This window comes from Candidatus Mycobacterium methanotrophicum, assembly GCF_023515995.1.
GTDB lineage: Bacteria > Actinomycetota > Actinomycetes > Mycobacteriales > Mycobacteriaceae > Mycobacterium > Mycobacterium methanotrophicum.
In genome coordinates this window covers 1,690,180-1,702,967 of the sequence record NZ_CP097320.1, presented here as the reverse complement: position 1 = coordinate 1,702,967, position 12,788 = coordinate 1,690,180, and the positions used below count along the sequence as shown (strand labels likewise).

Genomic DNA, 12,788 nt, shown 5'->3' with positions numbered 1-12,788 from the left:
CCTTCGCCGACGTATCGGGGGCAGATCCGGTGCTCACACCATCGAATGGTAGAGCCGCAAGCTGGTCCATGACTGGTGAATAGCAGCGCTATTGCGCGGCTTCCAGTAGTTCATCGAGCGATTCGGCTAACAGCCCCGGTAGCACGTCGACATCGCTCATCGCGTCCCGGTCAGCGTTGATGCCGAAATACAACATGCCGTTGTAGGAGGTCACGCCGATGGCCAGCACCTGCTTGTTGAGCAGCGGCGGTACGGCGTAGCTCTCCAACAACTTTGCACCGGCCACGTACATCTGCGACTGTGCGCCTGGCGCATTGGTGATCAACAGGTTGAACAAGCGCGGCGACAAGCCGGTGGCCACCCGAATACCCATGGCGTGCAGTGTCGGCGGCGCAAAACCCGACAACGTCGCAATGGTTCGGGCATCGACGAGGCTGGTCGCGGCCGGATTGGATTCGGTGGCGTGCGCGATCTGCGACAACCGCACAACCGCGTTGCCCTCCCCTACTGGAAGGTCGACCAGAAAAGGCACCACCTGGCTGATCTGGCTGGTCGTCCGCCCCCGGCCCGCCGAGCCGAATGTCTCGTCGACGTACACCGGCAACGGCGCCAATGCTCGCACGGTTTCGGTTGGCGCCGCCGCCGCGCCGCGAGACAACAGCCAGTTACGCAGCGCGCCGGCGATCACCGCCAGCACGACGTCGTTGACGTCGCAGTTGTAGCGGGCCCGAATCGCGCGGTAGGCATCAAGACGTCCACGGGCAACCGTGAACCGCCGGTTGCGGGACACCGTGGTGTTGAGCGGGCTGCTGGGCGCACTCCCCCGCGCAAGCCTGCGGGCCAGGCCGAACATCCGCCCACCGACCTCGATGAGCTGGCCGGAATTGGTCGCCAGCATGGTGATCCCGGCACCTACCGCCCGCAACTGCGCCCGCGGGCGGGCGGCCCAGTCGCCGACGGCGCCCACCAACAGCCGCGTGGCGCCCGGTTCGCGGGCCGGCACCCAGAAGTCCTCGACGAACGGCGGCGGACGGCGGCTGCGGTCGGCGACGACGTGGCTGATCTCCACCGCGCCCATCCCGTTGATCAGCGACTGGTGCGACTTGGTGTAAAGCGCGAGACAATTTCCGGCCAGGCCCTCCACCAAGTACATCTCCCAGAGCGGCCGGGACTTGTCCATCGGACGTGCAGCCAGCCGGCCGATCAGTTCATGCAACTGCTCGTCGCTCCCCGGCGACGGCAGCGCCGAGCGCCGAACATGGTAGGTGATGTCGAAATCGCGGTCGTCGATCCACACCGGCCGGGCCAAACCCATGGCCACTTCGCGGACCTTCTGCCGGTAGCGCGGCACCTTCGGCAGCCGCTGCTCGACCGTGGCCAGCAACTTCTCGTAGCTCAGCCCGCCGCGCGGCTGTCGCAGAATCGAAAGGGAGCCCACGTACAGCGGGGTGGCGGTGTTCTCCAGCTGGTAGAACGACGCGTCCGAAGTGGACAACCTCGCCACGTCGCCGCTCCTTGCAGTACCCTTGCGAATTCAGTAGCACCGATCGATCTGCCGCTCACGCTAACCGTCGATGCGAGTGTGCAGCAGCGCGGTACGCGCCCGCGACGAGTGTGCGATGATCATCGCACGCGGTGATCGCAAGCGCGGCGCAGCCGGGCGCAGCGGGTCGCCGCAACCGAAGCGTCTGCCACTCTCCCGCAGGCCTACTTTGTGGGCCCTTCGTAAGCATTGGGAGAGTGCAGAGTTGACCAGCCCCGGCCCCGCCGACCGCGACGCGTTCGCCGTCATGCCCGTCGTCGATTATGAGCCGCCGGCGCGCGATTTCCGGCAGTGCCCGCCGCCCTCGCCCATCGCGCTGCGCCAGCCCGATAAGAGCGGGCCGCAACGACATTCTGCTCCGCCCGCTGCGGCCGGCGAATCGTCGACCAGCTCCGCGTCGATGCGGCAGGCGGCGTGCTTCGCCGATGCCGCGCTGCGTCGAGTGCTGGAAGTCCTCGACCGTCGCCGCCCGGTTGCGCAGCTTCGCGGGCTGTTGACCGCCGCCCTGGTCGACTCGGTGCTGTGCGCCAATCGGTTCACGGCCGGCCGGCTTGCGGCCGACGACGGCGCGGCCAGGGTGTTGCGCCGGTTGCGGCTGCAACCGGCGGGCGCGGCGGACCGGTTCGCCGCGGCCGAGGTATTCGGCAGCTATAGCCGCGGACGCCGCATTCATGCCATCGCCTGCCGCATCGAACGGGTCGCGGGCGGGCGCTGGCAGGTGGTTGCACTGCACATCGGCTAAGCGTGGCCGGTGACCGGCAACGGGCCGGAGGCGAACCGGGTGAGCACCGGCCCGATCATTGCCACGACGAACACGTAGGACATCGCCGTCGCGGCCAAACCGGGTATCGACGTCCCCACCAAACCGATGATGATCAAAGAGAACTCGGCCCTGGCTATCAAGGCGGTGCCTGCCCGCCACTGTCCGCGGCGTGCTACCCCCTCACGCCGCGCCGCGAACACGCCGGTCGCGACCTTCGTCACACTGGTGACCACAGCAAGCGCAATGCCTACCGGCAGAACCGGTGCCAGCGCGCGTGGATCGACCCCGACGCCGACCCCCAGAAAGAACAGCGCGGCGAACAGGTCGCGCAGCGGCCCCAGTACCTGGCGGGATCGGCTCGCAGTCTCGCCGGTCAAGGTCAGCCCGACGAGGAACGCCCCCACCGCCGCCGAAGCGTGCATGCGTTCGGCTACCGCAGCCACGATCAGCGTCACTCCCAGCACGCGCAGCAGCAACTGCTCGGAATCGGGGTGACCCACCAGCCGTCCGAAGTAGTGGCCCCACCGAAACGACACGGCGAACGCCACCCAAAATGCCCCGACTGCGACCACCATTCCACCGACGGCCAGCAGCCACGTGCCACCGCTCGCCAGCACCGCGAACACCGGCAGGTAAGCCGCCATGACGAAATCCTCGAGCACCAACACCGCCAGAACAGCCGGTGTTTCGCGGTTGCCCAGCCGGTCGAGCTCCTCGAGTAACCGCGCGATCAGCCCGGAAGAAGACACATACGTCACGCCGGCCAGCGCGAAAATGCCGATGCCGCTGAATCCGAGCATCCAGCCCGCGATCGCGCCCGGCGTTGCGTTGAGCACGATGTCGACCAGCGCCGAGGGCACGTGGCGCTTCATGCTGCTGGCGAATTCGGCGGTCGAGAACTCCAGACCCAGCGTGAGCAGCAAAAGCACGACACCGATGGGCGCGCCCGTCTTGATGAATTCGGTGGCGGCGACCACCGGCTCCTCGACACCACCTTTGCCCAGCCACAGCCCGACCAGCAGGTACAGCGGTATCGGCGACAGCCCGAACCGGCGCACAAAGCCGCCCAGGACCGCAAGCACCGTTAAGACGGCGCCGAGTTGTAAGAGCAACGGCGCTGAAACCTGCACAGGCTCAGCCCTTGGCGATGATCTGCTCGACTGCCGCGATGCCCTGTTCTGTGCCGATGACGACCAATACGTCGTGGGCCCGCAGCGTTTCAGCCGGCCCCGGCGATTGCAGTACCTGGTTGTTGCGCACGATCGCCACGATGGACGCACCGGTGCGGGTCCGGGCGCGAGTGGCACCCAGGGGCTGGCCGACGAGCGGGCTGCCCGGATCGACCCGAACCTGCCCGGAATCGATGCCCGGCACGTCGCTGGTGAGTTCCCGGAACCGTTCGGCGATCCGCGGTGCGCCGAGAATCTGGGCGACCGCATCGGCCTCTGCGTCGGTGAGGCGAAAAACCGGTCGAGCCTGGTCGGGATCGTCGCGGCCGTAGATGACGACCTCGAACTCGCCGCCGCGTCGGGCGATGATGCCGATCCGTTCGCCGTGCCGGCTGGTGAACTCGTATCGCACGCCGATGCTGGGCAGCAGCACCTCTTTGACGTCCACCGCCGCTACCGCCTTTTGGCGGACTTCGGCTTGGCATGGCGACCCTGCCGACGCGCGGCTTCCCGCCGCTCGCGTCGACTGCCGCCGGCCCCTGCCGCTGCCTTCTGCGCATCGCCGTTGCCCTGCACTTGCGCAGAACCGTCCTCGGCAGGCCCGGAATAGGTCAATGCAGGAGATTCGGTCTCAATTCCCTTGGCGCGCAACGCCTTTGCGGTCTCACGCACGCCAGCCGATCCGGCTGACCCGCCACCGGCCCGCTGCTGTGCGCTGGCGGCTGCCGCGGTGGCGAACTCCGCCAGATCCTCCGGCACGTCCCGCGTTTCCAAGACCGGTCCCACCTGCGGCGCCGGTACCGCCTCGACCGAGACGTTGAACAAGAAGCCGACCGACTCCTCCTTCATGCCGTCGAGCATCGCCGTGAACATGTCGTACCCCTCGCGCTGGTATTCCACCAGTGGATCGCGCTGCGCCATTGCCCGCAGACCGATGCCCTCTTTGAGGTAGTCCATCTCGTAGAGATGCTCGCGCCACTTGCGGTCGATGACGCCCAGCAGCACGTTGCGTTCCAGCTGGCGCATCGCGCCCTCGCCGGCGAGTTCCTCCAGCTCGGCCTCGCGTTCCGCGTAGGCGCGATCGGCGTCTTTTATCAACGCGTCGAGCAGTTCCTCACGGGTGAGCTCACCGGGCTCGCCGATCGCCTCGGAGTCGATCAAGTCTTTGTGGTCGATCTTGACCGGATACAGCGTTTGCAATGCCTCCCAAAGCTTTTCCAGATCCCAGTCCTCGGCGTAACCCTCCGCGGTTGCTCCGTTGACGTAGGCGGTGATCACGTCGACGAGCATGTCGTGCGCTTGCTGCTGCAAGCTCTCGCCTTCGAGGATGCGGCGCCGCTCGGTGTAGATGACCTTGCGCTGCTGGTTCATCACCTCGTCGTATTTGAGGACGTTCTTGCGGACCTCGAAGTTCTGCTGCTCGACCTGGGTCTGCGCGCTCTTGATAGCGCGGGTCACCATCTTGGCTTCGATGGGCACGTCGTCGGGCAGGTTGAGTCGGGTCAGCAGCGTTTCCAGCGCCGCGCCGTTGAAGCGGCGCATCAACTCGTCGCCCAGCGACAGATAGAAGCGCGACTCACCGGGATCACCCTGGCGACCGGAACGGCCGCGCAGCTGGTTGTCGATGCGCCGCGACTCGTGCCGCTCGGTACCCAGCACGTACAGCCCACCGGCCTCGATCACTTCCGCGGCCTCCTCGGCGGCCTCGGCCTTGACCAAAGGCAGCTCGGAGTGCCAGGCCTGCTCGTACTCGTCAGGTGTCTCCACCGGATCGAGGCCTCGCGCGCGCAGCCGCGTGTCGGTGAGAAAGTCGACGTTGCCGCCCAACACGATGTCGGTGCCGCGGCCGGCCATGTTGGTGGCGACCGTGATCGCGCCGCGCCGGCCGGCCTCGGCGATGATGTTGGCTTCCTGCTCGTGGTATTTGGCGTTGAGCACGTTGTGCGGGATGCGCTTCTTCTGGAATTGGCGCGACAAGTACTCCGAGCGCTCCACGCTGGTGGTGCCGATCAGCACCGGCTGGCCCTTCTCGTAGCGCTCGCTGACATCGTCGACGACCGCGATGTACTTGGCTTCCTCGGTCTTGTAGATCAGGTCGGAGCAGTCGGTGCGGATCATCGGCTTGTTCGTCGGGATCGTGACGACGCCGAGTTTGTAGATCTCATGCAGCTCGGCGGCCTCGGTCTGAGCGGTGCCGGTCATGCCGGAGAGCTTGTCGTAGAGACGGAAGTAGTTCTGCAGCGTGATCGTGGCCAGCGTCTGGTTTTCGGCCTTGATCTCGACGTGCTCCTTGGCCTCGATGGCCTGGTGCATGCCTTCGTTGTAGCGCCGCCCGATCAACACCCGGCCGGTGAACTCGTCGACGATGAGCACCTCGCCGTCGCGCACGATGTAGTCCTTGTCGCGGTGAAACAGCTCCTTGGCTTTCAGCGCGTTGTTGAGGTAGCTGACCAGCGGCGAGTTGGCGGCCTCGTAGAGGTTGTCGATGCCGAGCTGGTCCTCGACGAATTCCACGCCCAGCTCGTGCACCCCGACCGTGCGTTTACGCAGGTCGACCTCGTAGTGGACGTCTTTTTCCATCAACGGCGCCAACCGGGCGAACTCGGTGTACCAGTTGGAGGCGGCGTCGGCGGGACCGGAGATGATCAGCGGGGTGCGGGCTTCGTCGATCAGGATTGAGTCGACCTCGTCGACGATCGCGAAGTTGTGGCCGCGCTGGACGCACTCTTCCAGCGAATGCGCCATGTTGTCGCGCAGGTAATCGAACCCGAATTCGTTGTTGGTCCCGTAGGTGATGTCGGCGGCATACGCCACCCGCCGCTCGTCGGGTGTCATGTGCGCGAGGATCACGCCGACGTCCAGGCCTAGGAAGCGGTGCACCCGGCCCATCCATTCGCTGTCTCGTTTGGCCAGGTAGTCGTTGACGGTGACGATGTGGACGCCCTTGCCGCCGATGCCGCCCAGGTAGGCCGGCAGCACCGACGTCAGGGTCTTGCCCTCGCCGGTCTTCATCTCAGCGACGTTGCCGAAGTGCAGGGCCGCACCGCCCATCACCTGCACATCGAAGGGGCGCTGGTCCAGCACCCGCCAGGCCGCTTCGCGGGCCACCGCAAACGCCTCGGGCAGCAGGTCGTCGAGGCTTTCAGGGTTTTTTGGGTCGGCGTGCCGCTGCTTGAACTCGTCGGTCTTGGCGCGCAGTTGGGCGTCGGTCAGTTTCTCGACATCGTCGGCCAAGGTGTTGACATAGTCGGCCACTCGCTTGAGGCGCTTGACCATGCGACCTTCACCAAGGCGCAGCAACTTAGACAGCACGGCTATTTCCCTGGCTCCTCTGTGGATCAGATGTCGTGGGCGCCACCCATCCTAGGTGACAAGCCGTGATGTCCGGCCCAGCGGCGATCGCAAGCGCGGCGCAGCCGGGCGCTGGGGGCGCCCGCAGCCGCGGAGGGGTCGTCGCCATCGGCCCCGTCAGGCCAACCGGATCAGGCCGTAGTCGTAGGCGTGCCGACGGTAGACTACCGACGGCCGTTCGGTCTGCTTGTCGTAGAACAGGAAGAAGTCGTGGCCGACCAACTCCATTTCGTAGAGCGCGTCGTCCACCGTCATGGGCTGGGCGGCGTGTTCCTTGATTCGCACCACCCGACCCGGCTCGTGGTGTCCGCTGGTCGGGGAGGCGCCGTTGCGGCCCGGCACGCCCGCGGCTCCGGTGTCCGCGGCCGGCTCGGGCGGCACGGCGGCGGTCGCCTCGGCCACCGAGACCGGAGTCTTGTCGCCGTAGTGGACTGTGCGGCGATCCTTGACGCGGCGCAGCCGGGCTTCCAGCTTGGCGATCGCGGCTTCGAATGCGGCGTAGAAGCTGAAAGCGCCTGCCTCGCCGCGGACCACCGGCCCGCGACCGCGGGCAGTGATCTCGACATGCTGACACGACTTGCGTTGGCGTCGGTTGCGTTCGTGGTCGAGTTCGACGTCGAACAGATAGATCGTTCGGTCGAACCGTTCCAGGCGGGCGAGTTTCTGCGAGACGTAGAGGCGGAAGTGGTCGGGTATCTCGACGTTGCGGCCTTTGACGACGACCTCGGCGCGCGGTGTCGGTTGGTCCGGCTCGTCGGCTGCCGCCGGTAGTGGCTCGTCGGCTGCCGCCGGTAGTGGCTCGTCGGCTGCCGCCGGTAGTGGCTCGTCGGCTGCTAGCGGTAGTTCGGCGACAAGTCGAGCGGAATCTACGGTGAGTCTTGACATGCTTGACAGCTCGTTTCTCTCGCGTTGCACGCGCGCGGCGTGCCGGATTCGAAATACACGCGCCGACGGGGTTAATGGACGTGCCCTGGTCGCCCGCCGGTGCAAGGAGTCGAGAACTCACCCCCTACCGTCTTCGGGGCCGTGGCGCCTACATCAGACGCGCCGACTTGAGGCGTTCAACGTGCTTGATCCCGACGGTAGACCGTCTGCGGGCCGAAGTTCCAGTGTTTTGGTCCACCTGTTGCACGTTCTTCATGAACGCTCATGCGGCGGCCAGCGCCAGCACAGCCGACACCTGCGCTCCCGCGGATTGCAGCACGCGGACCGATTCGCGGGCGGTCGCGCCGGTCGTGACGATGTCGTCGACGAGTAAAACCTCGCCACCGAGCGGCACGCGACGGCGGGTCAGCAGCACCCTTCCGGCGATGTTGCGCTCGCGGGCGGCACTGCCCAGACCGGCCGAGTCGCGGGCCAGCGCCTTCATCCGCAGCGCACGGACCACGGCGATGCCTGGGTGGCCGGCTGTCGCCAGCGTCGCGATGAGGGTGACCGGATCGCCACCGCGGCGCCGCGCCGCCCAGCTGCGGGTCGGCGCCGGCACGATCGTCAGCGGGACGTCCAGCAGGCCCCAGCCGAGTAATCGGTGTACGCCGAGCCCCAAAGCCTGAGCCAACGGCGCGATCAGATCGCTCCGGCCGTGGTCTTTCATCGCGACGATCGCCTGCCGGCGCGCGCCGGCATAGCGGCCGAGCGCCAGCACCGGAACTTTTGCGTCGATGCGCGGGTTCACCACCCGCGGCACGTCGGGACCCACGGCCAGCTCGCGGGCGCAGGCCGCGCACCAGCGCGTCGACGGCGCTCCGCAGCCGCCGCATTCCAGCGGCAAGACGAGATCGAGCACAGCGCAAGTGTGAGGGCTGGGGGTGACACACAGTCGTCATCTCAACCCCGACACCCGCCCGCTGCTCGACGTCGACGAGTTCTACCAGTCCCAGCGCGGGTCACAGCAGTAGTGCCCACATTTGCCGGCTCTCTTGATGCCAACGTCGTGCTCCGCCTGCTGCTTAACGATGTTCCCCAGCAACACACAGCGGCGATCGCGCTACTAGAAAGTGGCGATGCGCCATTCGTCGTGTCGGACGTCGCCGTCATCGAGGTCGTATTCGTGCTGTGCCGCCACTACCAGTTCAGCCGGGACGCGGCGGCCGAGGCGATCGAAGGCCTGATGTCGTTGCCCCAGATCGATGGCAACCGCGCCGTGTTCAACCGCGCACTGCCACTTTTCGCGCAACGCCGGAAGCTCTCGTTCGAGGATTGCTGCCTAGCCACCTACGCGGAAGTCTCGAAGGCCCAACCACTGTGGACCTTCGACACAAAACTGGCCGGCCAAGCCATCTCGGCCCGGCTGGTGCCGCAGACGGCCCAGTGAGGACACACACCGGCACAAGTCGCCCGGGCATGACCGGCACCGCTTTGGCCACCCTGAATCCCGACACCTCCGACTAGCCTGTTCGTCTTCGGCGTCGCCCGATTCTGCGTGTGATGACTGGCCACTCGACGCGGCGGGGGCCGCGTTATCCGGGCAGCACCGGCACTGCCCCGGCCACCATGAACGGCGGTACGTCCAACCAGCCCTGCGGCCCTTCTGCCCCCGAGATCGACAACTGCATCACCCCGCGCGGATCGGCCACGTACACCATCGAGGGGTTGGCCGCGATCGTCGACACCGGCTGTTGCAGATTGCCGTCCGGCGCATCGGAGTTCACCCCGTCGATGTTGACGTAGGACACCGGGTGGTCGGCGTCGTTGCGACTCACCGCGATGTCGTCGTCGGTGCGCCACGACAACGACACCACCGAGGAGCCCAGCCCGAAGCCGAGCCGCCGCGGGTAGGTCAACGCGAACTGGCCGGCCTGGGTCTGCTCGACGCTGGCCAGGATCACCTGGCCGCCAATGACCATCGCTGCCCGCGTCCCGTCCCGGGACAGCTGCAGCTCAGCGACCACACCGGGGAAGCGAGTGGACACCGCGGCCGAATCGACCGGCAGACGCGCGGGCTGACCGGAGGCCGTCCCCGCGATCGCGCGCAGCACGGTGTTGCCGTCGGCGACCACCCACACCGCGTCGTCCAGCGCCCAGCTGGGGCGCGACAACATATGCCCGTCTGCGGCTTCCACCGCTTCGCCGCCGAGATCGCCGATCCACAGCGATGCCGCCATGTCCGGAGCGCCCGGGCGTAGCGTCACCACCGACGCGACCTGGTGCCCGCTGCGCGACAGCGCGCCTGAAGTCTGATCCGTCGTCCGCCCGAACGCACCCGGCACCGGGTCGGCCGCCTGCCCGTTCAGCGACACCAGCCGCCCGCCCACCAGCGCGTGCACCCCGGCCGCGGCGCCCTCGTCGACACCCGGATCGGTGGCGGCGACGTCCGAGGTGTTCCACCCGGCCGCGAACCTCTCGTCCAGTGCGGCGCCGTCGGCGTTGATCACGTACGGCCCTTTGATGTCGGCACGCGCCAGGGTCCAGATGATCTGCGCGGCAAGCAATTGCTTGCTCTGTGGGTCGGCGACGGTCAGCAACTCCAGATCGATGCGGGCACCGGCGTAGCCGCGGCCGATGCCGTTCTTTCCGCCGTCGGCCCGAGTCACCGGCCCGCGCAGCCGCACCGGCGGCGCGAGCATGTTGCGCACGCTTTTGGCCATCTCCGGCCGCGGCCCGGCGATCAGCTTGGAGATCAGTTCGGTGGCCAACTGATCACGGTCGGACACCGCGACGTAACGCGGATCAGGAACGACCGTCTTGCCGGTCGGGTCGGCGAAATACAACGTGTTGCGTTTGTAGGTGGCCTGAAATTGCTGCCAGTCCAAGAACACTCCGTTGGGCAGGCGGTCGATACGCCAACCGCCCGCCGTCTTGACCAGCTCGATCGGGCCGGGATCAGGCAGCACTCCCTCGGCGGTCTGGAATACGCCCATATCCGAGAGCGATCCGAGTTTGTCCGCCCGCATCGTCGCCCACACCCGATCGGCACTGTGGGTTTCCACGAAGACGACGTGGTCGATCAGCAGCGCGCTGCCGGCATCGTCCCACACGTTCGACGCCGATTGAGTCAAAAACTGACGTGCAGCGAGGTGCCGATTGGCCGGATCGGCGGTGGCTTTGAGGAATTCGCGCAGCAGCATGTCAGGGTCCATGCCGGGGGTCGGCTTGGGCAGATTCGACGGCGCCGGCCGCTCGACGGTGCCGATGGCTTGTGGCGCCGACGCGCTCGGCACGCCGGCGCAGCCCGCGAGCACCACGGCGGCGGCGAGCAGCAGCCCGACGACCACGCGGACCGGAACGGCCCGAGGTGGGGGCGCCCCCGGCCGCGTAGCGGCGAGGGGGCAAGCAGGACGATCGGGCCAGCCCATCACATGCCCCTCTCGGCGTGCTCCCGTGGCCGAGGCTGGCGCTCCTTGTGTTCTGGGGCAATCGGTTTCATCGGCAGCGGGCTGGTGGTGACCTTATGCCCCCGCACCAGCGGAAGGGTCAGCCGGAAGCAGGCGCCGTTGCCCGGCTCGCCCCAGGCTTCCAGCCGACCCTGGTGCAGGCGGGCATCTTCGACGCTGATCGCCAAGCCCAGCCCGGTCCCACCGGATTGCCGCACCCGCGACGGGTCCGAGCGCCAGAACCGGCTGAACACCAGCTTCTCCTCCCCCGGCCGTAGCCCGACGCCGTAGTCGCGGACGGTGACAGCGACGGTGTCTTCATCGGCGGCCATCCGGATCCGAACCGGCTTGTGTTCGGCGTGGTCGATGGCGTTGGCGATCAGGTTGCGCAGGATCCGCTCGACCCGCCGGGGGTCGACTTCGGCGATCACCTCGTCGGGCGGCATGTCGACAATCAGCTGGACCCCCGCGTCTTCGGTCAGGTGACCGACATTGCCCAGCGCGCTGTTGACGGTCGACCGGAGGTCGACGGCCTCCACGGACAGTTCGGCCACGCCGGCGTCGTGCCGCGAGATTTCCAGTAGATCGTTGAGCAGCGTCTCGAACCGGTCCAGCTCGCTGACCATCAGCTCGGTGGACCGCCGCAGGGCCGGTTCGAGGTCTGCGCTGTGGTCGTAGATCAGGTCGGCGGCCATCCGGACGGTGGTCAGCGGGGTGCGCAACTCATGGCTGACATCGGAGGTGAAGCGGCGCTGCAGGTTGCCGAACTCCTCGAGTTGGGCGATCTGCCGCGACAGGCTTTCGGCCATGTCGTTGAACGACACCGCCAGGCGGGCCATGTCGTCCTCACCGCGGATCGGCATTCGCTCGGACAGATGTCCTTCGGCGAATCGTTCCGCAGTGCGGGCCGCCGCCCGCACCGGCACCACCACCTGCCGAGTGACCATCCACGCGATGCCGGCCAGCAGCACCATCAACACCAAGCCGCCGCTGGCCATGGTGCCCCGGACCAACGCGATCGTGCTTTGCTCGTTGCCCAGCGGGCAGATCAGGTAGAGCTCGAGGTTGGTCACCCGCGACGAGGTCGGGGTGCCGACGACCAGCGCTGGACCGGAGAAGCCGTCGGTGTGCACGGTCGCGTACTGGTAGGCCACCTGCCCGGCCTTGACAAAGTCCCGCAGCGCATCGGGCAGCTGGTCGACGGGACCGGCCGCCGCCGCGGGCCGCGGACCGTAGCCGGGTACCACCAGCACCGCGTCGAACGCGCCGGCCAGTCCGGCGCCGGACGTGGGATCGGTTTTGGACGTCAAGGTGTTGCGGGCAAGCTGCAGGCTGCTTTCCAGCGACCGCGCCTCCTCGCCGCTGACGACCCCGCTGACCGTATTGCGGGCCCGCTCGATTTGTTCGATGGCCGCACGGACCTTGACGTCAAGAACGCGGTTGGTGACCTGACTGGTCAGCACGAAGCCGAGCACCAGGATTACCGCGAGCGACATACCCAGCGTCAGTGCGACCACCCGAAGTTGCAACGAGCGGCGCCAGGCCGCGCCGACGGCCCGACTCAACACACCCATGCCCCGCATCACCGGCCCGGAACGGCCGGAACGACCGCGGATGCGTGGCCTCGCCGAAAAGATCACCGGCGCCGC

General features: G+C 67.4%; 10 protein-coding genes. 2 read left to right on the top strand and 8 right to left on the bottom strand.

Annotation, left to right across the window (positions count from 1 at the left end):
• Window positions 1–88: 88 nt before the first annotated feature.
• Window positions 89–1,504 (bottom strand): WS/DGAT/MGAT family O-acyltransferase, encoded by a 1,416-nt coding sequence (locus M5I08_RS09175; RefSeq protein WP_219067338.1) that lies wholly within the window; start codon window positions 1,502–1,504, stop codon window positions 89–91.
• A gap of 286 nt (window positions 1,505–1,790) precedes the next feature.
• Between M5I08_RS09175 and M5I08_RS09170 the strand changes: the two genes are divergently transcribed.
• Window positions 1,791–2,285 carry an Rv3235 family protein gene (locus M5I08_RS09170; protein WP_219067375.1) on the top strand — a complete coding sequence of 165 codons (495 nt, stop codon included), beginning with the start codon at window positions 1,791–1,793 and terminating at the stop codon, window positions 2,283–2,285.
• Here the strand turns inward: M5I08_RS09170 and M5I08_RS09165 are convergent.
• The 5 genes from M5I08_RS09165 to M5I08_RS09145 form a co-directional block, all read right to left on the bottom strand.
• Window positions 2,282–3,436, bottom strand: a complete 1,155-nt coding sequence (locus M5I08_RS09165; RefSeq protein WP_219067337.1) for a cation:proton antiporter — start codon at window positions 3,434–3,436, stop codon at window positions 2,282–2,284. The two genes, M5I08_RS09170 and M5I08_RS09165, sit on opposite strands and share 4 nt — an antisense overlap.
• A 4-nt stretch (window positions 3,437–3,440) precedes the next feature.
• Window positions 3,441–3,923, bottom strand: a complete 483-nt coding sequence (locus tag M5I08_RS09160) for a cation:proton antiporter regulatory subunit (protein ID WP_219067336.1) — start codon at window positions 3,921–3,923, stop codon at window positions 3,441–3,443.
• A 5-nt stretch (window positions 3,924–3,928) separates the two neighbouring features.
• Window positions 3,929–6,787, bottom strand: a complete 2,859-nt coding sequence (gene secA / locus M5I08_RS09155) for a preprotein translocase subunit SecA (protein ID WP_219067335.1) — start codon at window positions 6,785–6,787, stop codon at window positions 3,929–3,931.
• A gap of 156 nt (window positions 6,788–6,943) precedes the next feature.
• A complete protein-coding gene (hpf, locus tag M5I08_RS09150; protein WP_219067334.1) occupies window positions 6,944–7,711 on the bottom strand; it encodes a ribosome hibernation-promoting factor, HPF/YfiA family in 768 nt (255 codons plus the stop codon).
• A 262-nt stretch (window positions 7,712–7,973) separates the two neighbouring features.
• Window positions 7,974–8,612 (bottom strand): ComF family protein, encoded by a 639-nt coding sequence (locus M5I08_RS09145; RefSeq protein ID WP_219067333.1) that lies wholly within the window; start codon window positions 8,610–8,612, stop codon window positions 7,974–7,976.
• Between the two features lie 111 nt (window positions 8,613–8,723).
• On the opposite strand from M5I08_RS09145, the gene M5I08_RS09140 reads away from it, so the two are divergent.
• Entirely contained in the window at window positions 8,724–9,140 is a 417-nt protein-coding gene (locus tag M5I08_RS09140) for a type II toxin-antitoxin system VapC family toxin (RefSeq protein ID WP_219067332.1), read from the top strand.
• A 145-nt stretch (window positions 9,141–9,285) separates the two neighbouring features.
• On the opposite strand, the gene lpqB is transcribed toward M5I08_RS09140, so the two are convergent.
• Both lpqB and mtrB read right to left on the bottom strand, forming a co-directional pair.
• Window positions 9,286–11,040, bottom strand: a complete 1,755-nt coding sequence (lpqB, locus tag M5I08_RS09135) for an MtrAB system accessory lipoprotein LpqB (RefSeq protein ID WP_249763210.1) — start codon at window positions 11,038–11,040, stop codon at window positions 9,286–9,288.
• A gap of 80 nt (window positions 11,041–11,120) precedes the next feature.
• Window positions 11,121–12,779 (bottom strand): MtrAB system histidine kinase MtrB, encoded by a 1,659-nt coding sequence (mtrB, locus tag M5I08_RS09130; protein WP_219067330.1) that lies wholly within the window; start codon window positions 12,777–12,779, stop codon window positions 11,121–11,123.
• Window positions 12,780–12,788: the final 9 nt, after the last annotated feature.